Origin of the sequence: Pseudomonas sp. CYM-20-01 (assembly GCF_023169845.1) — a bacterium.
In the GTDB taxonomy this organism is placed as follows: domain Bacteria; phylum Pseudomonadota; class Gammaproteobacteria; order Pseudomonadales; family Pseudomonadaceae; genus Aquipseudomonas; species Aquipseudomonas azotoformans.
In genome coordinates this window covers 2,858,262-2,883,822 of record NZ_AP025169.1, presented here as the reverse complement: position 1 = coordinate 2,883,822, position 25,561 = coordinate 2,858,262, and the positions used below count along the sequence as shown (strand labels likewise).

The following is a 25,561-nucleotide window of genomic DNA, read 5'->3' as shown; positions in this document are numbered from 1 at the left end:
CTTATCGTGTCATCGTTCTAGCCAGCGAGCTCAGTTGATCCTTCTCATGCTGCAGCGCTAGCGTGGTCTCCGCACGAGCGATTAGAAGATCCACGTGCCTGTCGCATGCACCTTTAAAAATCGCTGGGTTTATTTCAGCGAGACTGATGAGGGCTTTCAACAGGCGTACGTTAACTTCCAGCAAAGCTGCACCGTCCCTGCTGATCGGGGCAAAAAAATCATCGAACAGATCATCAACCGTCAATCTTCGGACAAAGACCTGTTTACACCCTTGGTCTGTTTGCGAGCCGGAGACGTGAGGCTTGCCCCAGCGAGTTAAAGTCCTCACTCCCCGGCCAATGACATCGATGGCTGTTCCTGGGTCGTTCACCGCAGGCGATAAGGCGCGAGAAGCGATTTCCGAGAGCACACAAAGTCCGAAGCGTGGATCATTTTCAAAGGTTCGACGGACGCCGATGGTTAGGGTTGCAAGAATCCTCTCTCTTGCAGTATCGGTATCACCGGCCATCGTGTTGCCCAAGCTCACAATGTGAAGGAGTGGCATTCCCTCGTGCACAAATGTCCCCGGAAGCACCTCCAGATAAATCTTTACTTGATCGTCCTGCGCGAAAGCTCCGAGTGCACTTACATCAATATGTTGCACGTAACCTGTCAGCTCACTTTTGACGGTTATTGCGCCGAGAGGTAGCGACAGGTCTGTCGGGTAAGCTGAACCGCCCAAGTAAGGCCACTGAACTCGTTGAGTGATTGCCTCTATCGCAGCCTTCTCGACGCGGTCGATGGTTTCCCCAACCCTTCCGAGCTTTGACAGGTGATCGATCCAGCGCAGGAGGGTGTAAACGATCAGGATGACCACAATTATCGTTACTGCGAACAGCAACACCCGACCTTGCGTGCCATAAGCACCCGTGCTCAACGCGATGATCCCCACCAGGCTAAACAGGAATGAGCCTATAAACGTGGCAAGGGCATTTTGGGTCGTGGTGTCTTCCATTACCAAGGTGGTGGCGCGCGGTGTCACTCCGCTGCTCGCGGCCCCATAAGCGGTGACCATCGTGCTCAACGAGAAGGTTGTGACGGCCAGCATGCTGGAGGCAATGATCCCCAGAATTTTGTCTACGGCATCTGCGCCGACGCGCGCTGGCAATGACTCCGGAATGAAGTCTTTGAATACAACAGCGAGCAGAGCCGTAGCCACCCCTAAAAGGGAGAACAGGGAGGCTCTGAACCACAACCGTTTGGTAAGTTGATTCGTTACCCAACGCCAACGAGCAATCATGTGCAATCCTTCAGTGACTACGTCAGTTGAGTATCGGGCGGCGCAGAAGTTTTATCGGAAATTTGAAACGGGTTTACATCCTGGCTAGAGATGAAGCATCTCACAGGTATGAGTGTTGCCGCGATTGCGCGCGTAACGTTCACGAACCCTTGCAACTTGATGAAGAGAAGTTGTTAAAACGTTGATGTTGTCTGTTCAGATAATGGCCGTATCAGAACGTCAGGTTATTCCGCGCTCGTGTAACGTAGGGTGAAAAGTGCGCCAGCAAAAGCGCACTTTTTTACAGGATCTAAAGCTTAAATTTGGCTACCAACTGGTTGAAGGACACTGCTAGCCTCGAGAGTTCGTGGCTTGAGGCATTTGTCTGATGCGCTCCGGTAGCAGTTTGAGCTGACAAGCTTTGAATGTTGACGAGGTTACGATCCACCTCACGAGCAACCTGTGCCTGCTCTTCTGACGCGCTTGCGATCACTAGATTGCGTTCTGTGATTGCAGCTACCCCCTCAGTGATTGACTCCAGAGCAATGCCTGCAGCCTGCGCAAGCTGACGTGTGTTATCTGCCTGGCTCTGACTCTTAGTCATGGTTTCTACTACAGAGGTAGCGCTTGTCTGAGCAGCGTTAATCATCCCCTCGATTTCGATAGTCGATGATTGGGTACGATGAGCTAGAGCTCTTACCTCGTCAGCTACTACTGCAAATCCGCGACCTTGCTCGCCCGCTCGAGCAGCTTCAATGGCCGCATTCAGAGCTAGGAGATTGGTTTGGTCAGCAATCGACCTGATGACCTCAAGCACCTTGCTGATTTCTTTCGTCTGATGAGCAAGCTCTTGAACCTGTGAGCTCGATGAGTTGATTTCCCCAACCATTCCTTCAATCGCTATAACAGCTTCTCCAACCTTAGTTTTGCCAGCCATGGCGTTTTGATTGGTTCTTTGCGATATTTCTGCTGTAGAAACGGCATTGCGAGCGACTTCATCGACCGCAGCTGTCATTTCATTCACAGCGGTAGCAGCCTGTTCGATTTCGCTATTCTGCTGAGTAAGACCCCGTGTGCTCTCGTCCGTTACGACGCTCAGCTCTTCTGCTGCCGAGGCTAGCTGATCTGATGCACTGGATATATTTTGAATTGTGCTTCGAAGGCTCGCCTGCATCTCATCAAGGGAGGACAGTAATTTCCCGGTTTCGTCCTGGCTACCTGCGTCAATACGTTGCGTAAGATCTCCAACTGCAATACGCTCTGCAGCAGATACTGCATAGGAGAGTGGCCGGGTAATGAGTCGCGTAATAACAACACCCAGGCCCATTGCCAGGACGAACGCGATTACCATACCTGCAATCATCGTTAGCTTAGAACTTTGAATAAGAGCATCGCTTTCACTTCGGAGATCGTCCGCTTGATCATTGTTAGATGCAATTATCCCTAGCATCTCTTTCTCAGCGAAACCGTACTTATCGCTGACGTCTCCTATCAGTTGCAATCTCGCCCCTGGCAAATCCCCCGACATCAAAGTATTGGCGAACTTCTCTCCCGCATTTATATAAGCAGGCCAATCCCGTTCAAAATTATCACCTAAGGCCTTTTCGTCATCGCGCAGCGGGGTGCTACGATAAATAGCAAATGCTTTCTCTACAGCACGCTGGCGGTCAGATAATGATTTTTGAGTGGTTGCGAGTTCCCCCTCAGCTGCACCACCAGCTTTTTGTGCCAGCAACAAGTACAGGTCTCTATTGTGATAAATTACTTGCTGCAGAGCTTCATTCACCTTGTTAATTGAAGTTATATTATTGCTAAACACAGATGAGATCGCATCGCCCAGCCGTGAGTTTCCGTTCATCCCGACGAGCCCAATCGCGATAGTTATCAATGCGCATATCAAGAATGATATGGACAGTTTTGCCGCAAGGCGTAAATTCAGGAACCAAGTCATAGAGCTTTCTCTTCATAGGGGAGATCTGGTTAACCTTGAGGCACGCCATTGATCAGGAGAGGTATCGGCAAGAAGGGACGATTATTGAGCTTTTTTCTCACGCGCAGCTTAAATATATTTATTATTATGTTTGTCACCCTAACCTCAAATAATATTGATTTTAATAACAATTCGCGCTTCATATTAAGGTTGTTGAATATTCACTGATAACAACTTGGCTGATTTAGCTTCTCATCCATTGAAGGCCGCCTTTCCCAGTTGGGTGCGAAGCAATCTGAATAGCTGATGCCTCTCTGATCCTTCCACTAGATCGAGTCAGCTAGGAATCTGAGAGCGCCATTCCAGCTTAACCAGAGTAAGTCGGAAAGCGCTGAGTAACCGGAGCAAGCGGAGCGCGCATGCTGGCACAGCCGAAGGCGTGAAGGATGGACGCCCGCAGGGCCGAGATACGGCGGGACGCGGAAGCTCGGTTCACGACAGCCTGCCCGCGCATAGCGGCTCGCCAACTGAAGTAAGTCAGTCAGATCTTGCGGCCCGACTCAGTAGCGCTAGAGAAGCCACCAACCCCACATCGGTAAACTCCCAAATTTTCCCACCAGGATAAGCAATCAAAATGGGGAGTGTATCGTAATGATAAATTGCGACTGCTGCTTTGCCAGCTCAGCGATACCTCCATTGCAGTGCGCCAGAGTAGTAGAGCACTGATCACAAGGTAGTCAGGCGATTAAGCTGCTCAACCGAAGGAAATCCCAGTGTCCGATAGCGACGTGGATAGCCCGCTTCTGCAGCCAGCAGATCGCCAAGCTCGGATTCAAGTTCACTCCAGGAGACGGTTTTGACTGTCGCTTCCCCACCCTCAACAGGTTCAACCAAAGCGACGCGATCTGTCTTGGGCAACAGCGTCAGCACACCTTTTGTCCAGGCGCTCATCGATACCGTTTGGTTTGGTTGGTCAGCCATTTGGAAGAGGTTGTAGGAGGCGACGAAGATGTCGATGCCCTTTTCCAGATTGAGCTTGTCGAGCAACTCTTTCTGATTGGCATAATTACTCTGCAGCAGCAAATGCTCCAGTGTAACCAACCGACTGCTGACCCCTTCATCATCACAGTTAAACGGTATGATATCGCGACCTTCGTAGGTGTAAATATCGGTAGAGACAGCACGCCCCCTTTCAAGAGCCTGGAAAGCAAGCTCTACCATCTGACGAATTCCCTGTTCGTCCTTGTCTCCAGTGACCATCAGGACGTCTCGACTGGGCACCATGAACACTGGCCGACCTTTAACTGGCACGCGCTGAAGGACATCTGGCAACAACACCCTGCTGGTGTCGTACCCATCCGCCCACTCCCCAGCGTATAGGCCTGGAATAATCTCACCGAAGGCTTCGTTTGTCGTATCACGCAGGTTCTCGATGGAGATCTTTACCGCCTCTTCCATCGTCACACCCCAATGTGCTTCGGGGCCATTGGTAAGGGTGGCAGTGGACTCGGGCGAATCGACAGCAAGCAGAATAACGCAGTCTCGGCCCAAAGGCTGTGAAACATAATCGTACTGCTTGTCGCCATTTTTACGGGCGTGTTCCAGTCGAATTTCTTCAAGCATGGCAAGGTTGCGAATCACCGGACGCAGCTGTGCTTTGACATTATCAAACACAGTCTCGGTTTTTCTACCCGCCTCTAACAGCGTCGATACGTATCCGGTCAGAACGGCGGACTTCTGTGCTTTGTCTGCATTTTGATAGTCGCGAAAGGCATTATGGAGATTGAAGTACGATCCATCCCCATGGCGGATGCGAAACTCGTTCTTCTCAAAATTCATATTCTCGCTGAAGCCAGCTTTACGAGTCGAATCCATAAATTTTTTGGCAAATGCTTCATCAGTTAGCGGTCGATTGAAGAATTTGTCGAGCAGGGAAAAAAGCATGTACAGAATCCTTTTTGTCAGCAGGCAATTGTAAACAGCGGGAATTGGGTAGGCTTAAACTTGTTCAGAGCTTGGGACGGCTGCTCTCCATATCGACAGCTATCAGACGAAATTGAGGTTACGTAGCGGAAAACGAGCAGCGCCAATCATGTGCCTGATTGTAGTGGATGTGTGGATACTGCCCTCATACAAGGCGGCAAAAAGCTCCAGACCTCTCACAAGCTTTGTTAACTATTCAGCCGGACTTTGGATGCGACGAAGCTCACTCCACGTAACGGAGCCAAAGATGCGTCCGACCGGAGATCGCCTGCGCAACTTTGGAAACACGTCCCTTTAGGTTTTCATCGCTAGTGTTATAGAGCGCACAGAAGTCTTTGGCTACGACGTTAGCAAGTGATGTATCAGGCGGTTCAGCACGAATGAAGCCGATGTAAGAAGCACCTACGCCCATCAACTCATAGCCATGCGCTTCTGAAAAATGACGCGCAACGGCAAAGTTTTTCGCGGGATCCAGATCCGAAGTGAAATAGCCATTCGGAAAAGCCGCGAGTGCCTGGCAGGACTGCTGAACGGGTACCAGGAGCGCTGAAAGAGGCTGCTCTAGAAGAGAGATAGGGTTGTTCTGGTAACCGATCCACTCCTGGAGGGCCTGCTGATCTAGCGTCAAACCATGAGTACAAGCATCCTCGAAAGACGTGGCTGCAACCAGGGTCATGAAATTGCGAAGACAGATTGCGAACTCCTCTTTCGTAGTCGGATAGCCTATGTATTCACCATTCTCAAAGCACTCTGGAGGCAAGCCCGCTATGTCCTGCTCCGATGCATCGTCCATCCCTAAATTATTGCGCACATGTCCCGAGGTGTAGCGGGCTTGGTGCAGATCATCGAGCGAGAACAGAGGTTTAAAGCCTGGATGCGCCTCAGCAATCTTACGACGAGCTTCGGTCAGATCGTCAAAGCTGGTAATCCCGCTCACGCCGTACTCATCGCATGTACCTACAGACGGATTATCACGCTTGCCGTTACCGCGAAATTCGATATCCATAAACCGTGGCCAGCTCCATTTTGGTACTGAATTGAGTGAGTAATCCTAAGCGTTTCAGGATCATCATTGAAGGTCTGCCGCCAAGCGACAATAAGTCTTCCTGCCACCACATAGCAGCGCGCTACGCTAACTTTGACGTTCGCACTTCGAGGTAATGTTGATGTCCGAAACTGGCCTACCATGCGATTTCTAATCGACTCAGGGAAGAAACTGATGACTACAGATCCGTTATGTCTAGTCTTTGTGCCGGCTCTGGCGGCAGTGCTGCAAGCCGCCGAGGATAAAAAGGGCCAGCCGCTTACCGAGATTGAGGTGTGTGAAATCCGAGACAGATCCACCTGCATCGCTTTGCCTTTTAGCGCAGCCTTGGCAATGGAAGAAGATCGTGGTTATCCAGACATCGTCGCGGAGGACTGCTGGAATGAATGGCAACGTCTACGCTCCCAGTGATTTGCGCCTGTACCAAAACAATGCAGCCCTTCTGTGATCAGACAATCATCCGACTGTAAGCAACCGTTGCTCTCTGTCGGCCACGAGACGCTAGTAGCACACCGAGTACCTCCCTATCTGCCAAAAGTGAGTCATCCCCTCATGAACGAAGGTTGGCAAAACGACGACTATTTCATCATCTTCGCGGAGGATGAGAGCTTACCTGCCATGAAGGCCTACGGATTTGATCATCATCTTCCGGGGTACACGCTATTAGGTCTAAGAGGATGGGACGACTTTATCGTCATCAACTCTTCCGGAGTAATGTTTACCATTCCGACGCTGCCACTCGATGCGTCCTATGCCGCGCCGTTTGCCCTTCCCCAGCAGATTTCCCTTGAGCCGGACGAGCGGTTCGCTGGCAAGATCAAGTGGTATACGAAGCCCTTAGTCTTTGGGGGCGACCCGGCGGACAAAACAAATTTCGCATGGATCACTCACGAGCAACATGCTGAACTTGTCATCTGGTGGAACGAACAGTACAGGAGCGCCAAAGCACAGAGCTAGTGCAATTTGCCCATAAAGCGGAAATCGCAACACATGCTCAAATGGCGTACTGAGGCACTCACGACTAGCCGAGACCCTATTTTTTTACCAGAGCTGCTGGGTGCTATCGATGAGTGTCCGTCTCCTCAGCCGGATAAAACTCGCCTTCCTTCCCCATCTTTTCCAGCCGTTCGCGCACCATCAACTCAACGTTGGCCACAGCAGCGTGACCGCCAGGGTTGACCACCTTCACGCAAAGACGTCTGACATTCTGATCGTGGGTGCCCTCGCTCATCATCTCGTGGGTGAAGACCTGTTCGCCACGCCATAGGCATAGCTGGGTATGAGTCCCGCCGAGCCATATCTCGTTGATTGATCTCAGGTCAGTGGTCGCCAGTTGATCGACGGTGATTGTCTTATCCATTGCGCTGTACCTTACCCGTGAGTAGACACAGGTAGACTTACAGGCATAGCGGGTCGTTCCAAGCGTCTGCAGCTCAACCGCGCCAATGGTGGAAAGCAAGCCCCGGATCAAGCTCGGAAAATCGAAGGAGGACAGTACGAACAGATCGGGGGAATCCCATTACTAAAGCGCCTGGGCCTAAATGCGGATGGCAGCGCCTGGATAACTTTAATCACCTCTCACCAGGCCAATACCGCCGGCTCAATAATTAGCAGAAAACGGAAGAAAGCACTGACCTCAGACGCGTTCCTGCAACGCTCGCGATGGCGTGACGCCTGTGGTGCGATAGGAGCTATCGGTCATCAGCCTCCTCTCGCTTCTGGGGAACGGCATGAAAACTCAACTTTTAGAAGCAACACCTATCCGTCAAACCTTGCATCTACCAGTAGCATCCGCGTAAGCCCTATGGGCTGAATTAATTGTAGACACAGCCAAAGCCTAACAAATGTTAGGTATGTTCTTGACTCAGGTGGGTTTGACTCGTATGGTCTACCTACCTAACAACAGTTAGGTTTGAATTCACCTATTCAGGACTGAGCCATGACTACCAAATTGCAGCTATTCACTTCCCCTTCGGCTTTCCCCAATCCGCAGCGACTTCGGTTATTCATGCATGAAAAAGGCATTGCCGATCAGTTCGATGAAACCATCTATGACATGGCGCCTGGTGGCGAGCAGCGCGGATGGCGTCACCTAAATATGAATCCATGGGGTGAAACACCCACGCTCCAACTGGCAGATGGCAGCTTCATCTCTGAAACGCCTGCTATCGTTCGTTTTCTCGACCAGTCTTATCCGGGCCGCAAAATCATGGGTGAGACTGCGTTAGAGCAAGGCCTGGACAACATGTGGGATAACAGGATCTGGGTGCATATCCTCTATCGGATCGTCACGGCTTTTCATGTGTTGCACACAGGGCTCGGCTTCAAACTTGAACTGACGAAGAACGAGGCATGGGGCGAGCACTGCCGTAAGGAGGCACTGACACACGCGGCCTTGGTGAATCGTCATTTGGCTGACGGTCGAGAATGGTTGCTGGGCGGTACCGATCCCACGTTTGCGGATATCACGCTGGCAACCGCCATTGCGTTTTCCAAGTTCCCGGTAAACGCCACCCCGCTAGACGAACGCTTTGAGCATCTGGATGCGTACTGGCAGCGCTGGCAGAAACGCCCAAGCTTCCAGACTGCATACGCTGATCGCAACAGTGGTATACCAGAACTGGATCTGCCCTCAGACTAATCTGTCTTAATGGGCAGTATGAGCGGTCGGGATCGCCATCACATGGCGGTCTCGGTGCGAGTGATTCAGATGGTTGAAAATGAGCGAAGCATGACTCGTTCGATTTATGCCAGCAATGTGGACACTGAACAGCTTAAATACTCTGTTCTTTACTGACTTAACGAATGTTAGAACTTTTTGCTTTAACATAGCCCGCCTCCCCAGAACTCGTCCGACGTACGAAAGGCACGACTATGAGCAACAACGCCCGCGAGGCCATACTCCTGGCTGCCCGAAACATCGCCCAGTCACAGGGGTACAACGGCCTGAATTTCCGCGATTTGGCGCATGAGGTTGGAATCAAGCCAGCCAGCATCTATTACCATTTTCCCAGCAAGGCGGATCTGGGAATTGCTGTTGCCAAGAGGTATTGGCAAGACGGTGCGGCTGCGCTTCAGGCTATATCTGAGCAAACCCCGAACCCCGCCGAAGCTCTGCGCCGATTTCCTGAGATCTTTCGTCGCTCACTTGAGGCTGAAAACCGGCTTTGTCTTGGCAGCTTTGTGGGGGCGGAAATCGATAATCTCCCCCCTGCAATGGCCGAGGAGATTCAGGCTTTTGCACAGGTAAATATTGCCTGGTTGAGCCAGATGCTTGTCGCTGCGAAATTCTGCGAGGCAGCCGATAGCGAAGTGCGCGCGCGCGCTATTTTTTCGGCTGTGGCGGGTGCTCAACTTATCGCAAGAAGCAGGTCAGACATCTCACTGTTCGATACTCTGATTGAGGCCTATCGTGCCTATGGGCCGCTGCCGGCGTAGTGGCAGCTTTTAGCCGACTGCGGCTCATTGTGAACGGGCTTCGGGCTGAACACGCCAGTCGTATAACGTAGTTACTAGCCGAACACAGACGCCCTTTCGAGCAGTCAAATTGAGTTGAATAGACCGAGATATGAAATGGTTGCGGTGCTCTCCGGTAAGCGCACCAGCGGCTCTACATCGGTAGTGGTCGAACGTCGGTCGCCCCAGATGGCATTCGAACCCAGCCTCTTCAAGGGCGGCTTTCGCGAGCCGAGCCGCCGGGGCGTCTCGGCCCTTCGGGCATTCATCCTTCACACCAACGGGCTTCGGCATGCGCGCACCGCTTGCGAGGGAACGCGCCACTCCTCGTTAATCTGTAACCTGCGGGCAAGGGTTAAAAACCTCGGTTACGTCGAGTGTTGTATGCCACGGGATGGCAGTGCCTGACACCATTCCGCCTACGGTTTGCTTTCGACCCGACTTGCGCACATATCCGCCATCCGTCCCAGTGAAGACGTGCTGCCCTGGCTTCGTCAGATAATCAAAGAAACTGACTTTCACAGGCACATTCATTTGCCCACCCGGCGTAATGACGGCGAGCATGATCGCTCGGTCTTTGGTGAATACAACGAACGGTTCGACTCCAGTGCGACCACCAACTGTCTTCACGCACTGCACTTGTTCTGGGAGGATGCGTGCGGTTTCAGTGTAGGTGTGGTTGTTGTAGAGGCTGAGGATCAGGCCTTTGCTGGTCAACACTCCCAGGCCTTGAGTGGCCCTGCAGCTGCCTTCGCTTCCATATGGGAACAAGCACCAGTTAGTTTCCGATACGGCTTGAATATCCGATGGTGCAATTTTCAGATCGCGCTGGATTTGGGCTTTTGATTCCGGCGTGTCGTAAGGGATCATGACGCATCCGCCGACTGTCACTGCTGCGATGAGGCCTATGGCCGCAGCTACGTTTTGAACTGATGATTTGAAGGTGTTCATTGTTCGCGCTCCTTGCTGTATTACCACCACTGGAAGGCTATGGCGATTTTGGTAGCGAACCTTACGGCATGGGCGAAAAGCAGTCATCCTCGTGCTGATAACTGGATCGGTAGATGACTTGATTGGACGCTTACCTATTTCTGACCGATTGCTGCATCCTGGCAAAATCGTACGCAATACCTTGCTTAAAGAGCAAGCAACTCAACGCTCGAGCCTGTCGTCACTCTCCTCCGACATTTTGGTACTCGCTTTCATCGCAGATAGCGTCGGCTTGGCAGCAGCGATGACAAGGCGCCATTGAGGGAGCGCAATTGCCGCAGCGTCGTTCTCTATGAGTTCAGGTGTTGCTTCGCAAAAATCCTCGATGGCTGCGCTTACATTTACCAAAAAAACGCTCTGCATTGGAGTGAACCCCTGATCGACGAAGTATCCTTTTGGCGACGGAGTTGGCACCCAATCTTCCCATGAATTGATTAACTCATTCATACCACACCGAGGTGGCTCATTCTCGCACTCAATAAGCCACTCAAGTAGCTCGACAATTCGATTTCGTATTCGTTGGTAGACAAGCTGTCTGGTCATAATTTCACGTCTGGTTGAATCGTCATCCGCCCCTAATGAGGACAATTTTAGCCTTAATCCAGTGCCCGCCCCTGGTCAAAAACGGGCCTAACCTATGAGGCCGTCAGCTCAGTTGAACAGGCCGAGATATGTGATGGTTGCAGTGCTCTCCGGCAAGCGCACCAGCGGCTCTACTTGGGTAGAAGTCGAACGACGGTCACCCCAGATGGCATTCGAACCCACCATTATAAAATGCGTGAACTCTCCTGCCCTAGAGCTGACCAACGCTCTCTCGGACTGACTGCGGATTTGCGCTATGACGTCTTGTGGGGTGCCGGCAAGCTCAACGAAATCTGAATCCATAGAGAACCCCAGCTCCTCCGCTAGACGCCAGGTTGGATTGCGGTCTTCCCACGAAATGTACTCGGCTACGCTTACGCTTTCAGGGGGCTCTGGCTCCCACTGCTCAAACACAAATTTCTTCGCCTCGGATTCAGTGGCGAAATTGGCACCGAAGAGATGGAAGGGCCAGCAGCCGTCTTGCATCATACGATCTCGATTATTGATGAGTCTTCAGGATCGTACCTGATTAAAGTTGGAGGAGCAGCTTGTCAGGAAAACCCGAATGGCACGGATGCTCACAATCCAACCTCATCATTGTGACTAGGTTGAAAGCTGCCAATACGCCCCGGTGCAATAGGCTGCCCCTCAAGCGTGGAGAGTAGCGATCTGAAACGCGGGGTGATATCACTGGAGTATCATCATTCTCTATGACCCAGCCGCACCGCACTAAAGGACTTCGCCATGCACCAAGTTATCAGCGCCGCTTACTACCGACCTGGATTCGCCAGGAGCGCTTGCGCATGGTTAATGATTGACGGCATTGGCATTGAGCAATGGCTGTCCACTCATCTCGAATGGTCAGACGTCGCAAGCCTTGGTCTTTCTCTGATCTGGCTTATCGACGAAGACGAAGACGCTCTTGCGAACCGTCGCATCATCCCGATGGAGGATGGGAGCTCCACAATCGTGCCGTTGCTGGTCTGTAGCGATGACATGAATTTCGACTGTATCGTCTTGGTCGCTGAGCAGATAATCGAAGGTGACACAGTACACTGGCGGCGCTTTGGTCGTAGTATTTCGGCCAAACTGGAAGTTGGAATCTCGACAAAATGGATCGCCGAGAGCAAGCCGGTAAGCTTTGCATTGGAGGATTTCCAAAACGCATTGGAGCAGTTCACTCAGTTGTCGAAGACGAAGCCAGACAACCATTGCGATGAACCCTTAAGCCCTCAATAGCCTAGATTACGTTGCATCATTTTTATCGCTATCTAGCCCACTACCACGTTGAAATGTTGACCACGTAGCCCGAATTCACAGTGACCATACATGCTCCCAGAGGACACGCTGGAGCCGCCATCCTAGTAGAATTCGTCGAGCTGATTACCGCCCACTTTGAGATGTTCTATGAGCTCTGAATTAACTGAAGAAGAAATGCGTCATGCTCTATTCGGTACCCCTCAGCCAGCAGAGCAGATATCTGCTCCTCTAGCGCAGGAGCCAGCGGAAGAAGTTGTGCTCGCGAAACCCGTGGTCGCTCCAGCAGCCAAGAAGAAGGTGGCGAAAGCATTTACGCCCAAGCTGCGGGTCACGCTACGGGTTGGAAACGAGTTCGAGGGGAAAATGATCGAGTTGATTCACGAGGCCGATACGTTGAGCTCGTTGCTTGCTGAGCAGGAGGCTGTGAAGGCTGCTAGGAAGAAGTACAAGTACGTGGATGTGGTATGGGTTAAATCGATGTAGACGAGCCACTGGGCCGATGAGCTTTCTATCTCTAACGAGCGCCCCCCCTTAACTCGGTGGCGTCGTCGACGAACAGCCCTTCATTTCTGAGTAAGTCTGGCAAACCAGCATAATTTTGTTTTTAGGCTCAAACCCACGATCAATCATGCAGCGCTGCACTTTCGCAGTGCATCCGATGCTGACAACGCACAGACTTTCAAGAATGACTCCTCGGCGCTTGGTTGAGACGTAGGCATGACAGGAGGGCTGCACCGTGCTCTCTAGGACTTTTAGATAATGAGTGGAAAATGTCAGAAGACAGACTGAAAAAGGGTTCGGAACAAAAAGCGGCTACGTTCATGGGTTGGGGGAAGCTGGGAGCCCTAGCGTTGGCCATTTCAGCCCCCATTTTTTACTTGAACGGAAAGGCTTATCACGAGGGCTATCTCTCCTACTTGAACCTTGACCCGTCCATGTTTCCTCTGCAGGCAACGGAGTATATCGGTGAGACCGCTGTGGCATGGTTCAGGGTCGTTGTAAGTTGGTTTACCTCCGGACTCGACAGCTTGGGACGAAATTGGCTGTTGGCGCTTCTAGGCATGGTTGGCCTAAGCCTGATTTTTGGTCTCGTTGATTTCATGACAGACCGTACGGGCTCTGTTAATCAAAGAAATCAGAAGCCTATAAAAGCGAAGAAACGGTCTTTTCTTAAATCCTGGCGACGGGCAGGACTGTTTCTGTTCGTTGGAAGTTATGGTGTTTTCATCATCCTGTGCTTGATCTCAATGTCACTCGCGATGGTAATTATGCCTTTTAGCGATGCAGGACGAGAAACCGCTAGGGAAGACGTTAAGCAGGGTTTTAGTGATTCCCCCGTCGTGACTCTAAAACTACCCGGATCTGAAGAAGTCACCCAGTTCCGGATCATCCAGTGCTCGGATAAATTCTGCGGGCTTTTTGCTAACGGCAGGGCATATACCGTACCAGTATCAGCCATTACCTGGGCGGTCTCAGGTATGCCGGGTGTCAAAACTGGGGGTTGATCTAAGCGACGTCCGTTCTTAATAAAATCTAATATCCGCTACTCATGGAACGGCTGAGCAACGCTGCAGCTGCCCTCCATCAACATTACGGTACGTACTCATCCATCGCCGTCTGACGCCCCTGCGAGCGGCTCGACCAATTCTGGGCCCTGATTGCGAACACTACCCACAGCCTTGCTTACCTTGTACCAATGAAAATCGGTAGCAGGCCAGCAGTGTTCCATCGCGATTTCCCGCGCGCGTTCAGGGGAAGTATCTGAGGCGATCCATTCGCGGGCGTGCTCAGGAGCCAAAACCAGCGGTTTCCGATCATGGATATCTACCATCCCTTGATCGCTGGCGGCGGTGATGATGACGAAGCCGTCGCGAGGGTCTGGCTCCAAGCCCTGGTGAACCTCAGCTAACCCAGCGAAGAACATCGGAGCCTGCTCCTTCAGGGTTATGAAGTAAGGCTGTTTTTTCTTTGGATCAGCCGGATCGTTGACCCACTCAAACCACCCGTTTGCCGGTGCAAGTACACGACCGCTTGGCCAGAGCTGATTGAAAAACTTCCCAGTCATGACTGTTTCAACCCTGGCGTTTATCGGGTCAGGACGCTTTCCTTTCGCCCAAAATGGTGACCATCCCCATTTCACCTTATCTACGCTTAATTGGTCGTCCACTGGCCGAATGATCTCCACACGGGTCGAGGGTGCGACGTTGTATCGCTCTACTGGCCAAAGATCGTAGCCGTTGATCACCAACTGCTCTGGCGCAAGCTCCTTCAGGTAGTGATCCATCGATTCGTAGATCGAGTAGCGTCCGCACATGCTGTCACCCGTCGAATAGTGATGCTTATGAGATTGACCACAAGCGAAGCAAATCGTTAACTGTATATACGTACAGTCTACCAATCTAAGGCTTGCATCATGAGCGTCACCATCCTCGGCCCTCTCGCTACTGGCGGTAAAAAGCTGCCCCTTTATTCATCCAGGGTACCGGCGGGCTTCCCCTCCCCTGCGGCTGATCACATCGAAAAGCACATTTCCCTCGATGAGCTATTCGATATCCGCGCGCCGCACGTGTACTTGGTGAGGATTGACGGAGATAGCATGCAGGGCGCCGGAATCTATTCAGGGGATCTGGTGGTTGTTGATCGAAGCATCGATGCGGTCAGTGGCGATATCGTCATCGCCGCGCTGAACTCGGAGCCTTTCTGCAAGCGCCTGCTTCTGCGTGAGAACGCCGTACTCCTCCTGTCGGAGAATCCGAAATATCCTGTAAGACATGTCATGGAGGGCGATGAGCTGGTGATCTGGGGTGTGGTGAAATACAGCGTGCGCGATCATGACAACACTTGAGCCTGTCTTCGCCCTAATTGACTGCAACTCGTTTTACGCGAGCTGCGAGCGAGTGTTCAGACCCGACCTAGCCAAGACACCCATCGTGGTGCTGTCCAACAACGACGGCTGTGTGATTGCGCGCAGCTACGACGCCAAACCTTTTGTGAAAATGGGCCAGCCATACTTCCAGATCAAAGACCATCTACGCCGGCATGGAATCGTGGCCTTCAGCAGTAATTACGCGCTCTATGGCGACATGAGTGAGCGCGTCATGACGATCATCGAATCGATGGTGCCAGCGTTAGAGGTTTACAGCATTGATGAGGCGTTCGCCGATCTCACGGGCCTCCCAGGTGATGTGTCTGCTTTTGGACGGCACGTGCGCACCACCCTGCTCAAGCGCACGGGAATTCCAGTCGGGGTGGGTATTGCCCGCACCAAGACCCTAGCGAAGCTCGCAAATCATACCGCCAAGCGCCTGTTAGATATCACCGGTGGTGTGGTCGATCTCTGCGATCCGTTCAAACGCGACTGGACGCTGCGCAACACCGATGTCGGCGAAGTCTGGGGCATTGGCAAGCGCATGAAGGCCCACCTGGAAACGATGGGCATCAAGACCGCAATGGACTTGGCGAAAACCGATCCGTGGATGCTTCGCCAGAAATTCAGCGTGGTAATCGAAAAAACCGCTCGAGAGCTTGCCGGCACCTCCTGTCTGGAACTGGGTGAAGCTGACCCACCCAAACAAGAGATTTGCTGTAGCAGGATGTTCGGCACCCGGCTCACACAGATCGAGCCGATCAAGGAGGCCGTCGCCACATACACCCAACGCGCGGCGGAAAAGCTCAGAGCGCAGAACTCGCTGTGCAAGAAGATCCGCGTGAGTATCAGGACAGGCATGTTCAATCCAGAAGAAGCGAAGTACGCGAGCGGCGCACTGGTCGAACTCCCCTACCCGACAAACGACGTTCGACTCATGACCAAGGCTGCAACCGAAGCGGTCAATCGCCTCTTTCGACCAGGCTTCAAGTACAGCAAGGCGGAGGTTCTGCTGATTGATTTGCGGCAGCCTGGCGAATTCACGGATGACCTGTTCGTGCATTCGCAACCCGTAATGGCTGATAAGGTAATGAGCGTCCTGGATGAGATCAATGGCCGGTGGGGAAAGGGAGTCGTCCGGTTGGCTAGCGTGCCTGCGGCGCCTGGATGGGCGATGCGTAGAGATTTGATGAGCCAGAGCTACACGACGAAGGTAGATCAGTTGTGGACGGTAAAGGCTAGGTAGCAGACAGGTGCGGTCTGGCGATGCTCGAATGATTCTGGAGGTGCAGTGCTACCTGCAAGATGTAATCAATGAACGTAAAATCAACACGTTACCTGTCGTTAGATTTCCAGTAGATGAGCCAAAGCTAATTCGAGTTTTCACATACCTAAAATCAAGTATCTCTTGCCTATTGAAAGTATCCGTCCGTACCAATAGGATGATCCCGCAGCAACTAAAATAAAACTAACATCAAGGAGAGATTTTATGGCGCTTAAACCAGGCCCCAAACCGATTGCCAAATCAACCGGCGAAGTTGATAAGCGTCGTCGTGACAATAAAGACACGCCAAGTAACAATCCTGACTTGAAGCCTAGCAAGTCTACAAAAAAATAGCTTGTCGCTGGCAGAAGCTACTTTAATGGTAGCTTTTGTCATTGAAGCTTATTGGGTGTGAATGCATAGTCTGTAATTTCGCTTTATCTGACGATCAGTGCCCTTTCTATGACCGCTACAACGACATATTGAATAGCATCATTGCGGCACTGCCTGAGAGTTGAATTACACTGGCTCATCAAGATACCCTCCTGGTTGAGTGCGTACAGTATTTTTCAATACGGTTGAACTGCTGCTGTTTCGCGAAGAAGCTAAATGACCGCTTTTGGCCGTATATAGCCGTAGCAGATATGCTCATAAACGAAAACCAGCCGGTTGCTAACCGAAAGTACCGTTCTTACATGAAGGCACCCTTGCTCCCACGATTTAGAGCTCAATGGTTCGGAGTTTTTATGGTCTGCCCTGCCTCGAGTGCATTTATTTATGTGTGTGGTGCCCTGTCGGCGAGAGCGAGCACAGGTGATCAAGGAGACGATGGCTTTTAGCCTCGATGCCAGCTAGATTTGGAGCTTTCTACGATCAAGGAAGGATATGAAAAAGCTCATCGCAGTAATGGGAATCTGTGTTGCACTTGGCGGTTGCGCTACGTCCCACTACACCGCAGGACGAGACTTTCCGTCGGCCAGTGTAGCGAGCATCACCAAAGGCAAAACGACAACTACTGAGTTGAAGTCCCTGTTTGGTGAGCCCTACGCCAAGAGTGCTGTCAGCGAGACTGACGAAAAGTGGATCTACACCTACACCAATGGCTCAGCCCACGCCCAAAGCTACGTGGTCACCATGAAGGTGACGACTACGGGCACTCAGAAAACCCTCGACGTCTTGATCCGCAATGACGTGGTAATCAATTACACGTTCAGCGAAGGCCCCGCTCCAGGCACTACCACTGCGACGAACTAAGTTCGCCACCTTGCCATTGGGCGACCCACCGCGCTCAGTACGTTGTTGATGGAGCAAGATCATGGACAGAACATATGCCTTCGTGGATGAGTCCGGGAATTCCGACATTGATACGTCAAAGGGAGGAAGCTCGGGCTTTTTCATCGTGTGCTCCATTCTGGTGGCAGAGAAAGACCTGGAAGCTGCTTATGCCCAAGCTAAAGCACTCCGCATGCGTCATTTTCAAACAGGTGAGATCAAATCCAGCAATCTGAAGCCCAAAGATTCAGATCGCCGTGCCCGAATCCTCAACGAGCTAGCTGAGCTGCCATTCAAGCTCTATTTCACCGTCGTTGATAAGTCCAGAATTCACAAAGACGGCGGCCTCCGTATCAAGACCTCGTTCATAAAATACGTGAACGGGTTGCTCTATGAACGTTTGTTCCGCGCATACCCTGACCTCCAGATGATCGTAGACGAGCATGGTGGCCAGGAATTTCAGCAGAGCCTCAAAAGCTACGTTGCAGAACGATTCGTGGACGACCTATTTGGCGATAAGGATGCCTTCCAGACGATGGCCAGCAAGGACAACGTTTTGGTTCAGGTTGCAGATTTTTTCGCTGGTTCAGTCGCTCAGATCTACGAAGAGAAAGCTTCGGAAGAAGCAGTTCTTGCCTACAAGAAAATCCTCCGCAGCCTGACTCTTGGAATGCTTGAGTGGCCATCCAAGTACCAGTCTCTTCTGCCACCGCCTACGAATGAGTCTGGATATGCTGACTACCAGGTACACCAGGAGGCTCTCCGCCAGGCCGACCGTTTTAGCGAGCGGGTTGGTGACCACCCCGATGAAGATGAGCGACTGCAGCTAAGCATCTTGCGGTTCTTGAGATTCCAGAGCGAATTTGTCACCAAGGACTACGTACTGACTACGGAGATCATGGCCCATCTAAAAGACAGCGGATTGGGAGAGGTCAACGGCCAGAGAATCCGATCCAGTGGCATTGCCAAGCTTCGGGATGCGAACGTCATCATCACAAGCGCGGCCAAAGGCTACAAGATCCCTCAAACACGGGCAGACATTAACGAATTTCTTGAAAGAGCGTCAGGCATTGTTGTTCCTCTACTGGAACGGGTCAAAAAGGCTCGAGAGGTATATCGACTGAGTAGTCGAGGAGAATATGACATCGTGACGGCGGCCAACCTGGCTGAGCTAGCGAAGCTGCTGGCTGCGCTTGAGGCATTTGCAGATGACTGAACTGAGTCATGGCCAGGAACCTCACCAGGCTGCATTGATCCAGGATGAAATCCTAGAGATTCTGAAAGAGGCCAAGGTACTCGCGCGTAGATTCTATAGCCTGACCGGCAAGCCGCTGGGCGTGACCGGCGAGGTCGCAGAGTACGAAGCTGCTGTTAGGCTCGGCCTGTTACTACATCCTGCAAGGCAGGCAGGTTACGACGCTACAGAGGCGCTGGAAGATGGTGTCGCGAGAATCCAGATCAAGGGGCGATGTATCCTGAACCCGCAAAAGATTACGGGCCGTATGGGTGCAATTGATCTACGACAACCCTTCGATACAGTGCTCTTGGTGCTGCTTGATTCTGAGTTCAACGCATTTGCAATGTACGAAGCGAGTCGTGCCAGGGTAGAGCTAGCATTGACCCTGCCTGGCTCGAAAGCCAGAAATGAACGGGGAGCGCTGGCTATTAGACAATTCATGTCGATAGCGGTGTTGCGCTGGGCTCGCAAGGAGGCGAGCGAATCCGAGAGACAACTACCCTCCTAGAATCGAACGCCAGTGGTACTTTGCTCTGGGATACATATTTAATGTCCCAAATCAGTCACATCAACCATCATTTTTAGGCTTAATGACCCTATTGGGGTACATTACGGACGAGCAACGGAATGCGGACAGTGATGGCTATAGCCTCTGCCTCAGCCAGACTATCTTCTGATGCGTAAGCAAGCCCCTGACGGTTCCTGGCATAGCTTCTAAATATCTGTGCAGCAACACTGCTGCCACAAAGAGTTAATCGTAGTTGTATTTATAGTTTTATTAAAAAAAGGCGGAGATGTAGTTCCACGCGTAGAAAAAATAATAATCGATGTGATTCGCTACAAAGCTAGGCGCCGCAAGCGATAGAAAGTAGTGGACAATGGTTGCGTATAGACAGAAGCACACAGCCCAAGCAAGCCAGTAAACAGTGCGTCCGGACGATATAGGTTTTTCAACCAAGCGCTTCCAGTCGTCGGCAGACATAAAGTTGTAGATCTTCTTCCGCCATCCTTCTCTACTGCTGTCAGCAAGACTGTTAAAACGCAAGGTTGATAGAGTGTTGATAACCATGCTCAATATGAGAAGTACAGAAACGCCTAGATACAGAATCGTGGTAGCTGTATCCGCTACGCCTGTAGTCGCTATCGGAGTCTTGAGAGCTAAGACAACACCCGCCACCGCGAAATCACGCCAGAGAGCTGATATTAAATCCCTTGTCGCGGTTTGTGTCTTATTAACCTCGTCCTGCAAACCCTTGCGCAGATCCCCAAGGCTTTTGACAGCCTCCTTGCTCTGATCCTGGAGATGAAAGGCGAACGCTTCCTTGGCCCCCGAGAGGCTATTTTTCAAGAGTGGCGTTGAGCCAGAGGGCCACGTCGTCCCACTGTTCCAGTTGATAGCAATGTGGTTATTGAAAAGTTGGAATTTCGTTTCAGACTCCCTAGGGGTGGAGTAAATCCACTGGCAGGTGTCGTGAATTGTTTCAAAATTGATATCAGCCCAGTTAATAGGCTGGTCTATAGCTATGGGGAGTGAGCGCCCGCCTCGAAATATTACATGAGTCTCATCATCTTCCTTGCGAATCTCGGCTGGCAAGCAAAAGGAAAGCTTTTCCACCGCCACGCGTTTCCAGGCTGTAAAAGGTTCGCTTTCAGTAATTGGCTCAGCGGTTAGCAGCCATGGCTCAAGCGACGGTGGGGTAAGGGAGTGGGTAAGATCCCGTACCATTTTCCAAGGCTTTTCAGGATGTTGAGTGGCGGCAGGTAAACTTTTATCTCCACCCATTTCTTTAACTAGAAACTGATGAGTGGAAAACTCAAAGGTTTCACCTGCAACCCATACACACATTTTTTTCTGTGAGGTCTGTGTTGAGAATTGATTTGTTCTCAGCCAGTTTTCGAAACCTCTTAAAGTGAGGAAATAACACCAACCATCATCCGCTGGCTTCTCCAAGATTAGTGTTAGTCTGTCATTTTCTACATCCTCCAAATCTAAATCCTTGATCTCGATGCTGTCGGAAACCTCTCCAAAAAGCTCTATCGTTCCGATGCCATCAGAACAAACACGCTGGGCAAGATCTTTCAACTCTCGAACAAACTCAGAAGATATAACGCTTATTTCATCAATTCGAACAATATGCGCAGTCTCAATCTGCGCAGAACCGCCCGACGCCGCAAGTCGCTCAAAGAAGCTGCGAAGTTCCAGCGCTAGCTGTTTCATGATTCACGCAAGCGACTTGTACGAATAGTAATGACAGTTTCATCCTTTCCGTTTTCGATAGTTAAGCTTCCCTTTGCCCGTGCAGGCATATTGATGATGATGCCTTCGCTTGTTACGTATTTCTTTGCCTCATTGGTAGGTAACTCTTCCTCATCATAGGAGAACACCTCACCAGTCAAATTTAGGCTTTCCAATTCTTTGTCGAAGGTCGCCCGAATTTCATCTTGGCCATTGATGCCAAAAAAATCTGTGAAGAATTCGTCGACTTCAAAGTCTTTACGCTTTTTCGCAATCTCAACGACTTTCTCAGCGACTTTTGATGTGATAGCAGGCGGTAGATCACCCAGGTGTGTCCTTACAGTTTTTTTGATTGCCTTAACCAAATCTACCGTCATTTCCTTTGAGTTCCGGAGACGCTCTACACCCAGGAATTCCTTGAAGAAGTCACTGATTCCTGAGCGGCTCATTTTATCAATGATCACTACTTCTGAGTCTTTGGAATCCAAATCAATAAGGGCTGATTTCTGCAACGCTTTTGGTGATTCAGTAAAGTTGTTAGTAACTGCCTGAAGAATTGCCTGGGCGCCCGTGGTTTCAAATGTGACAACTTTTTCAGAGTCATACTTGATTAAAGAATAAAACTTTTTAGCGCCTGTAACCAAGCCAATTACAATCAACACGCCTGATTTCATCCGTTTATCGCCAAGGCGATGAAATTGTCGCGCCAAGCTCTTGGAGATATCGACAAAATTCGACTCACCCTTCTCCCAGCTATTCAATTTGGCCTTTACTTGAGATATTTCAGCGAAAGAAAATTTATTGCCCTTGAGGGTTTCTTTGATGCGGTCAATGAAGAACGGCTCGAAGGTGCTCAAGGGAGTATCGTCAAAAAGTATCGGATCATCATCTCGATGATGCACCACGTGAAAAATGAAGTTCTCGATTTTCAGGGCTTCTATTTCTTTATCGGTAAGAGTGGCCAAGTTAAATCCTCTTCCTTGCTGGTGGCGACATGACATTAAGCATTGATCTAAGCACCTTTCCAGCGTTATGCCAGCGCCCTCCGCTGGGCATAACATGATCACTGTATGAATATACACCTACAAGGAGCAATTGGCTTCCGTATGCCCCATCCAGGATCACCTGTCCGATGGAAGGATCTCTGGTCAGCGTGTTCAAGCGGGCATGAAATCGGAGCGTCTGGCTTACTTTTTTTAGCTTCTTTTTATGCTTTTTTAAAAAAGCACCATTTGATTTTAATTTTATACCATGGGATGCTTTACTACATCTGACAGGAGATCCATCCCATGAACGACATTATTTCGCTCATCGAAAACGCCGCGAAGATGAAGAACGACCTAGCGTCCGCATCTATCCGCATGCCCAAGGAGCTTTACTCCTTCATCGAAGGTTTAGCTGATCAGCTTGATCTGAGTCGCCAGGAGACAATGCTTAAACTGCTTGAGAAGGGGGTTGAAGCCGCTAAGGTTGCTCTTAAGCTTGATGACGAAGAGCAAGCGGCGGTAGACATCGAGTCACTCGAACCATCGAGCTTCCACCTTCTAAATACGAACAAGCGTCACTCATTGGAAGACCATGACCGCATGCTCAGCGAGGGTAGCGCAGCAGCCTTTTATAGCCCCTGGAAGCACAACATTGACCGTATACAGAAAGGTGATGTGGTCTTCTTGTACGAGAATGGCAAAGGAATCGTCGCATTCGGCCAAGGCACTGGTGAAACTGAAAAGCGTGAGCATCACGGCTATCTCGAAGAGTGCCACTTTCAACGACTGATGGATTTCACCATCCTGGACAAGCCAATTTCAGCCGCTGAGATCAAGAAAACGGTGCAGAAAAACGTCGTATTCTTGCGCACCATGTCCCCCATGCCCGATGGCAAGTTGCTGCTGGATCTCATCCAGAAGCGTTCTGCGTGAAGTCTCCTCGGGCCTAATATTAAACACGGTACTCTGCCCCCGATTGATGCGGCGTCAAAATACAAAGCCTCTAGCGCAGTAATACGCAGGTGAGGCTTGCTTCTACAATCATCGAGATAACGCCGCACGTTGTGGCCAAAGGTGCGAGCAGAGCGCTCCGGCCAGACGGGCCAAAGGCTTGAGGATGTAAGCCCGGAGGGCCAAAACCTGGCGCAGTCAGGGTTTGGTTCACGCCAGCCGTACCCCGGAGGGGTCAAGCCCAAAGCAGAAGCAATGTGAACTGCTGCCTCACTCCCTTTTTAAGGGCGAGATATCATTGACTGTAGAATTTACATTGAGCTACGGAAGTACAAGGAAGCGAGACATACTCACCATCGCTGAAAGGGTCTAGTAAAGATGGACGCATACCAGCGCCGCCGACGTTTCCAATTTTGGCTGGGCTCATTTCCAATTTTAGTGGGCTTTACCGTTCTAATTCTTGCGATGATTCTGGCGGGCAAAGGGGCCACGGTAACCCCTCAAGAACCCGATGGGGTGAGCTTGAGTCAGCAAACGAAGTCTGCCTCTCAAAATACCAACCAGAAAACATCAATTCTGGCAGTGTCCCCAATAGCAAGTGTCCCGATGCTGCAGGCTCAGTAGCTCATCCCAACGCATGCCTCGGAAACACGTCGGTAAACGTCCGGCGAAGCCATCTACGCTCTAAACTCCGCAGTTAGCGCTTTCCCTCCACTCTAAAATCACTGCAGCACTCGCGGGGTTATGTGATGCTGCCCTTGTGAGAGACGCAGGAAGTCACGAAGACTGGCACGCCCATTACCCCTCTGAAACGTCGCTAGTACGTACCGCGAGTTCTCCGTCGTCATCACCCAGAATCTCCCCTCGCGCTCGACCTTCAGCACATCAGAAGTCCTGATCAGATGACCATCACAAAACCGCCCATACTGGTCTTTACGCTTGTGGCCAAACACCACACCGATGCCTGCGCGCGCCCTTATGGATACACCACATAGGTAAGCGGTAACCGGTAAGTCGAAGCCCTGCTCTTGCGCTTTTATGATTCGCAAGAGGTCGAAATCTGTATGGCGCTTTCCGTGGAAATTTACATCTATCGTGTCGAGCATCACTGCCCTCCGGCTGCGTTCTGTATGGAGATATCAGGAATTGCACACGCAACCAGGCGCGTTGTTATCGTGGAGGATTACTGGTAAATTTCAGGCTGATCGAATCATGCTTGAGAGAAAGACAGGCCTTACGTTCGCCAGCGCTTCGATCTGGAAATCTGGTTGGTGCGAGGTGTGGTAAACCTCGCCCTCACCCACCTCTAGGACACAGACCTCAGAGCCAATTCCGTCCTCACCTACGCTTAATCTGGTCAACCGCTCCATCTGCCAACCTCCTGTCTTATTCATCCAAGACGGCGTCACAGCCATGATTTCGGTGATACCTAAATCAGAGCCTTGGCTCACCAAAATTTCTTGAAGCTGGCGCGTGTCGTCAATCATCACCGCACACTCGCTGTGCCGCCCCTGGTGTTCGACGCTAAGGGTCAGGTGGTACCAAGGAGTTCGGAGCAACCTCGACACTCCACGCCAGTTGGATACGCCCTCGCCAAACATTCCTGGGACACCTATGAGGTCGCTGTCTATGGTTCTGAACATGTGTCGCCTCAAGCTGCTGGAGCACGTCAGTTGCTCAGCAGAACCGGTTGGTAATCAGAAAAGGGAAAATATCGCTTCGATAGAAGCAGACTTACGATGGCCTGGGCCAAGCAAGACGTAGACCGTGTTGCGTGTTTCGAATAGGTAGCCTTCTTTGAAAGCGGTGCCCATGCTTGAGCGCACCCAATGGCCTGGTTCGAAACGCCGCTGCTCGTCGTGCACAACTTTGTGGGCAAAAAGAAAGATTGGCTGGCAGCCTGCGGCGGTAACTTTCGCTCGCTCTTCGTCGGTGACGATGGCGTCTAGGATGATCCATTCCTCGACGGCGCAGAGGGGCATCCATTTGTAGCGCTTTCTGGCTGCAGCCATTGCGTCTTCCAGACTGAGTTCTGAGCCAACTAAAGGAACTCCACTGCCTTCCAAAAGCCCCTCATCAATAACTTCAACCATGTGCAGCCTCTTGAATTGGTTAGGAGCGATAGATCGTCCGCACGAGGCTCTGAAGCTCACTGAAGGGCCAGCCCGCTGCGCTCCATGGAGGCTGACCGCTCACCTACATTTTCCATAAATTGCCAAGAAAGACTTTGCGGATGCATCCAAAG

28 protein-coding genes are annotated in these 25,561 nt (G+C 51.2%); 14 read left to right on the top strand and 14 right to left on the bottom strand.

Annotation, left to right across the window (positions count from 1 at the left end):
• Position 1: 1 nt before the first annotated feature.
• The 4 genes from M2497_RS13150 to M2497_RS13135 form a co-directional block, all read right to left on the bottom strand.
• Positions 2 to 1,279, bottom strand: coding sequence for a DUF2254 domain-containing protein (locus M2497_RS13150; RefSeq protein ID WP_248487878.1), 1,278 nt, complete (start codon positions 1,277 to 1,279; stop codon positions 2 to 4).
• Between the two features lie 289 nt (positions 1,280 to 1,568).
• Positions 1,569 to 3,209, bottom strand: a complete 1,641-nt coding sequence (locus M2497_RS13145; protein WP_248487877.1) for a methyl-accepting chemotaxis protein — start codon at positions 3,207 to 3,209, stop codon at positions 1,569 to 1,571.
• 705 nt (positions 3,210 to 3,914) lie between these two features.
• Positions 3,915 to 5,132: a DUF1444 family protein gene (locus M2497_RS13140; protein WP_248487876.1), complete on the bottom strand. Its 1,218-nt coding sequence runs from the start codon at positions 5,130 to 5,132 to the stop codon at positions 3,915 to 3,917.
• A 262-nt stretch (positions 5,133 to 5,394) separates the two neighbouring features.
• Entirely contained in the window at positions 5,395 to 6,177 is a 783-nt protein-coding gene (locus M2497_RS13135) for a DUF4253 domain-containing protein (RefSeq protein WP_248487875.1), read from the bottom strand.
• Between the two features lie 213 nt (positions 6,178 to 6,390).
• On the opposite strand from M2497_RS13135, the gene M2497_RS13130 reads away from it, so the two are divergent.
• Together M2497_RS13130 and M2497_RS13125 are read left to right on the top strand one after the other, a co-directional pair.
• On the top strand, positions 6,391 to 6,627 hold the full coding sequence (locus tag M2497_RS13130; RefSeq protein WP_094774137.1) for a hypothetical protein: 237 nt from the start codon (positions 6,391 to 6,393) through the stop codon (positions 6,625 to 6,627).
• 141 nt (positions 6,628 to 6,768) lie between these two features.
• On the top strand, positions 6,769 to 7,173 hold the full coding sequence (locus M2497_RS13125; protein WP_248487874.1) for a hypothetical protein: 405 nt from the start codon (positions 6,769 to 6,771) through the stop codon (positions 7,171 to 7,173).
• 103 nt (positions 7,174 to 7,276) lie between these two features.
• On the opposite strand, the gene M2497_RS13120 is transcribed toward M2497_RS13125, so the two are convergent.
• Positions 7,277 to 7,576: a hypothetical protein gene (locus M2497_RS13120; protein WP_248487873.1), complete on the bottom strand. Its 300-nt coding sequence runs from the start codon at positions 7,574 to 7,576 to the stop codon at positions 7,277 to 7,279.
• 579 nt (positions 7,577 to 8,155) lie between these two features.
• Between M2497_RS13120 and M2497_RS13115 the strand changes: the two genes are divergently transcribed.
• Both M2497_RS13115 and M2497_RS13110 read left to right on the top strand, forming a co-directional pair.
• Complete coding sequence (locus tag M2497_RS13115) at positions 8,156 to 8,857, top strand: glutathione S-transferase C-terminal domain-containing protein (RefSeq protein ID WP_056789364.1); 702 nt, start codon at positions 8,156 to 8,158, stop codon at positions 8,855 to 8,857.
• A gap of 233 nt (positions 8,858 to 9,090) precedes the next feature.
• Complete coding sequence (locus M2497_RS13110) at positions 9,091 to 9,654, top strand: TetR/AcrR family transcriptional regulator (RefSeq protein ID WP_056789362.1); 564 nt, start codon at positions 9,091 to 9,093, stop codon at positions 9,652 to 9,654.
• A gap of 348 nt (positions 9,655 to 10,002) precedes the next feature.
• On the opposite strand, the gene M2497_RS13105 is transcribed toward M2497_RS13110, so the two are convergent.
• The 3 genes from M2497_RS13105 to M2497_RS13095 all read right to left on the bottom strand — a co-directional run bounded on the left by M2497_RS13105 (position 10,003) and on the right by M2497_RS13095 (position 11,733).
• On the bottom strand, positions 10,003 to 10,623 hold the full coding sequence (locus M2497_RS13105; protein WP_048402005.1) for a hypothetical protein: 621 nt from the start codon (positions 10,621 to 10,623) through the stop codon (positions 10,003 to 10,005).
• A 201-nt stretch (positions 10,624 to 10,824) separates the two neighbouring features.
• Positions 10,825 to 11,109: a hypothetical protein gene (locus M2497_RS13100; RefSeq protein WP_003191463.1), complete on the bottom strand. Its 285-nt coding sequence runs from the start codon at positions 11,107 to 11,109 to the stop codon at positions 10,825 to 10,827.
• A gap of 204 nt (positions 11,110 to 11,313) precedes the next feature.
• Positions 11,314 to 11,733, bottom strand: coding sequence for a hypothetical protein (locus M2497_RS13095; protein ID WP_248487872.1), 420 nt, complete (start codon positions 11,731 to 11,733; stop codon positions 11,314 to 11,316).
• A gap of 255 nt (positions 11,734 to 11,988) precedes the next feature.
• Between M2497_RS13095 and M2497_RS13090 the strand changes: the two genes are divergently transcribed.
• The 3 genes from M2497_RS13090 (at position 11,989) to M2497_RS13080 (ending at position 14,009) form a co-directional block, all read left to right on the top strand.
• Positions 11,989 to 12,483 (top strand): hypothetical protein, encoded by a 495-nt coding sequence (locus tag M2497_RS13090; protein WP_248487871.1) that lies wholly within the window; start codon positions 11,989 to 11,991, stop codon positions 12,481 to 12,483.
• Between the two features lie 168 nt (positions 12,484 to 12,651).
• Positions 12,652 to 12,987 (top strand): hypothetical protein, encoded by a 336-nt coding sequence (locus M2497_RS13085; protein ID WP_177113987.1) that lies wholly within the window; start codon positions 12,652 to 12,654, stop codon positions 12,985 to 12,987.
• 287 nt (positions 12,988 to 13,274) lie between these two features.
• Positions 13,275 to 14,009 (top strand): hypothetical protein, encoded by a 735-nt coding sequence (locus tag M2497_RS13080; RefSeq protein ID WP_248487870.1) that lies wholly within the window; start codon positions 13,275 to 13,277, stop codon positions 14,007 to 14,009.
• Positions 14,010 to 14,107: 98 nt separating this feature from the next.
• Here the strand turns inward: M2497_RS13080 and M2497_RS13075 are convergent, their stop codons facing one another.
• On the bottom strand, positions 14,108 to 14,818 hold the full coding sequence (locus tag M2497_RS13075) for an SOS response-associated peptidase family protein (protein WP_248487869.1): 711 nt from the start codon (positions 14,816 to 14,818) through the stop codon (positions 14,108 to 14,110).
• A gap of 99 nt (positions 14,819 to 14,917) precedes the next feature.
• On the opposite strand from M2497_RS13075, the gene umuD reads away from it, so the two are divergent.
• The 6 genes from umuD to M2497_RS13050 all read left to right on the top strand — a co-directional run bounded on the left by umuD (position 14,918) and on the right by M2497_RS13050 (position 19,651).
• Complete coding sequence (gene umuD, locus M2497_RS13070) at positions 14,918 to 15,349, top strand: translesion error-prone DNA polymerase V autoproteolytic subunit (protein ID WP_169374461.1); 432 nt, start codon at positions 14,918 to 14,920, stop codon at positions 15,347 to 15,349.
• Positions 15,336 to 16,616 carry a translesion error-prone DNA polymerase V subunit UmuC gene (gene umuC / locus M2497_RS13065; RefSeq protein WP_248487868.1) on the top strand — a complete coding sequence of 427 codons (1,281 nt, stop codon included), beginning with the start codon at positions 15,336 to 15,338 and terminating at the stop codon, positions 16,614 to 16,616. The genes umuD and umuC overlap by 14 nt, the downstream gene beginning before the upstream one ends.
• A gap of 243 nt (positions 16,617 to 16,859) precedes the next feature.
• A complete protein-coding gene (locus tag M2497_RS30670; protein WP_256588646.1) occupies positions 16,860 to 16,988 on the top strand; it encodes a hypothetical protein in 129 nt (42 codons plus the stop codon).
• Positions 16,989 to 17,519: 531 nt separating this feature from the next.
• Entirely contained in the window at positions 17,520 to 17,888 is a 369-nt protein-coding gene (locus M2497_RS13060; RefSeq protein ID WP_038443869.1) for a hypothetical protein, read from the top strand.
• A 61-nt stretch (positions 17,889 to 17,949) separates the two neighbouring features.
• A complete protein-coding gene (locus M2497_RS13055; RefSeq protein ID WP_248487867.1) occupies positions 17,950 to 19,122 on the top strand; it encodes a DUF3800 domain-containing protein in 1,173 nt (390 codons plus the stop codon).
• The gene (locus M2497_RS13050) at positions 19,115 to 19,651 is read left to right on the top strand and encodes a hypothetical protein (RefSeq protein ID WP_248487866.1); all 537 of its coding nucleotides are present in this window, start codon (positions 19,115 to 19,117) and stop codon (positions 19,649 to 19,651) included. The genes M2497_RS13055 and M2497_RS13050 overlap by 8 nt, the downstream gene beginning before the upstream one ends.
• A 270-nt stretch (positions 19,652 to 19,921) precedes the next feature.
• Here M2497_RS13050 and M2497_RS13045 read toward each other — a convergent pair whose 3' ends face one another.
• Entirely contained in the window at positions 19,922 to 21,361 is a 1,440-nt protein-coding gene (locus M2497_RS13045; RefSeq protein WP_248487865.1) for a hypothetical protein, read from the bottom strand.
• Entirely contained in the window at positions 21,358 to 22,344 is a 987-nt protein-coding gene (locus M2497_RS13040) for a nucleoid-associated protein (RefSeq protein WP_248487864.1), read from the bottom strand. Before M2497_RS13040 ends, M2497_RS13045 begins: the two co-directional genes overlap by 4 nt.
• Before the next feature lie 324 nt (positions 22,345 to 22,668).
• Between M2497_RS13040 and M2497_RS13035 the strand changes: the two genes are divergently transcribed.
• On the top strand, positions 22,669 to 23,298 hold the full coding sequence (locus M2497_RS13035) for a hypothetical protein (protein ID WP_248487863.1): 630 nt from the start codon (positions 22,669 to 22,671) through the stop codon (positions 23,296 to 23,298).
• Positions 23,299 to 24,038: 740 nt separating this feature from the next.
• Here the strand turns inward: M2497_RS13035 and M2497_RS13030 are convergent.
• The 3 genes from M2497_RS13030 to M2497_RS13020 form a co-directional block, all read right to left on the bottom strand.
• Positions 24,039 to 24,422 carry a hypothetical protein gene (locus M2497_RS13030; RefSeq protein WP_248487862.1) on the bottom strand — a complete coding sequence of 128 codons (384 nt, stop codon included), beginning with the start codon at positions 24,420 to 24,422 and terminating at the stop codon, positions 24,039 to 24,041.
• A gap of 90 nt (positions 24,423 to 24,512) precedes the next feature.
• Positions 24,513 to 24,959 (bottom strand): hypothetical protein, encoded by a 447-nt coding sequence (locus M2497_RS13025; protein ID WP_348984773.1) that lies wholly within the window; start codon positions 24,957 to 24,959, stop codon positions 24,513 to 24,515.
• 54 nt (positions 24,960 to 25,013) lie between these two features.
• Positions 25,014 to 25,409: a hypothetical protein gene (locus M2497_RS13020; protein ID WP_248487860.1), complete on the bottom strand. Its 396-nt coding sequence runs from the start codon at positions 25,407 to 25,409 to the stop codon at positions 25,014 to 25,016.
• Positions 25,410 to 25,561: the final 152 nt, after the last annotated feature.

Bases quoted from the DNA above. Each gene is read 5' to 3' on its own strand.
- M2497_RS13135 (WP_248487875.1), bottom strand. From the start codon at position 6,177: ATGGATATCGAATTTCGCGGTAACGGCAAGCGTGATAATCCGTCTGTA.
- M2497_RS13075 (WP_248487869.1), bottom strand. From the start codon at position 14,818: ATGTGCGGACGCTACTCGATCTACGAATCGATGGATCACTACCTGAAG.
- M2497_RS13045 (WP_248487865.1), bottom strand. From the start codon at position 21,361: ATGAAACAGCTAGCGCTGGAACTTCGCAGCTTCTTTGAGCGACTTGCG.
- M2497_RS13140 (WP_248487876.1), bottom strand. From the start codon at position 5,132: ATGCTTTTTTCCCTGCTCGACAAATTCTTCAATCGACCGCTAACTGAT.
- umuD (WP_169374461.1), top strand. From the start codon at position 14,918: ATGAGCGTCACCATCCTCGGCCCTCTCGCTACTGGCGGTAAAAAGCTG.
- M2497_RS13100 (WP_003191463.1), bottom strand. From the start codon at position 11,109: ATGAATGAGTTAATCAATTCATGGGAAGATTGGGTGCCAACTCCGTCG.
- M2497_RS13110 (WP_056789362.1), top strand. From the start codon at position 9,091: ATGAGCAACAACGCCCGCGAGGCCATACTCCTGGCTGCCCGAAACATC.
- M2497_RS13020 (WP_248487860.1), bottom strand. From the start codon at position 25,409: ATGGTTGAAGTTATTGATGAGGGGCTTTTGGAAGGCAGTGGAGTTCCT.
- M2497_RS13105 (WP_048402005.1), bottom strand. From the start codon at position 10,623: ATGAACACCTTCAAATCATCAGTTCAAAACGTAGCTGCGGCCATAGGC.
- M2497_RS13080 (WP_248487870.1), top strand. From the start codon at position 13,275: ATGTCAGAAGACAGACTGAAAAAGGGTTCGGAACAAAAAGCGGCTACG.
- M2497_RS13130 (WP_094774137.1), top strand. From the start codon at position 6,391: ATGACTACAGATCCGTTATGTCTAGTCTTTGTGCCGGCTCTGGCGGCA.
- M2497_RS13120 (WP_248487873.1), bottom strand. From the start codon at position 7,576: ATGGATAAGACAATCACCGTCGATCAACTGGCGACCACTGACCTGAGA.
- M2497_RS13050 (WP_248487866.1), top strand. From the start codon at position 19,115: ATGACTGAACTGAGTCATGGCCAGGAACCTCACCAGGCTGCATTGATC.
- M2497_RS13095 (WP_248487872.1), bottom strand. From the start codon at position 11,733: ATGATGCAAGACGGCTGCTGGCCCTTCCATCTCTTCGGTGCCAATTTC.
- M2497_RS13150 (WP_248487878.1), bottom strand. From the start codon at position 1,279: ATGATTGCTCGTTGGCGTTGGGTAACGAATCAACTTACCAAACGGTTG.
- M2497_RS13035 (WP_248487863.1), top strand. From the start codon at position 22,669: ATGAACGACATTATTTCGCTCATCGAAAACGCCGCGAAGATGAAGAAC.
- M2497_RS13085 (WP_177113987.1), top strand. From the start codon at position 12,652: ATGAGCTCTGAATTAACTGAAGAAGAAATGCGTCATGCTCTATTCGGT.
- M2497_RS13090 (WP_248487871.1), top strand. From the start codon at position 11,989: ATGCACCAAGTTATCAGCGCCGCTTACTACCGACCTGGATTCGCCAGG.
- M2497_RS13145 (WP_248487877.1), bottom strand. From the start codon at position 3,209: ATGACTTGGTTCCTGAATTTACGCCTTGCGGCAAAACTGTCCATATCA.
- M2497_RS13125 (WP_248487874.1), top strand. From the start codon at position 6,769: ATGAACGAAGGTTGGCAAAACGACGACTATTTCATCATCTTCGCGGAG.
- M2497_RS13030 (WP_248487862.1), bottom strand. From the start codon at position 24,422: ATGCTCGACACGATAGATGTAAATTTCCACGGAAAGCGCCATACAGAT.
- umuC (WP_248487868.1), top strand. From the start codon at position 15,336: ATGACAACACTTGAGCCTGTCTTCGCCCTAATTGACTGCAACTCGTTT.
- M2497_RS13025 (WP_348984773.1), bottom strand. From the start codon at position 24,959: ATGTTCAGAACCATAGACAGCGACCTCATAGGTGTCCCAGGAATGTTT.
- M2497_RS13055 (WP_248487867.1), top strand. From the start codon at position 17,950: ATGGACAGAACATATGCCTTCGTGGATGAGTCCGGGAATTCCGACATT.
- M2497_RS13115 (WP_056789364.1), top strand. From the start codon at position 8,156: ATGACTACCAAATTGCAGCTATTCACTTCCCCTTCGGCTTTCCCCAAT.
- M2497_RS13060 (WP_038443869.1), top strand. From the start codon at position 17,520: ATGAAAAAGCTCATCGCAGTAATGGGAATCTGTGTTGCACTTGGCGGT.
- M2497_RS30670 (WP_256588646.1), top strand. From the start codon at position 16,860: ATGGCGCTTAAACCAGGCCCCAAACCGATTGCCAAATCAACCGGCGAA.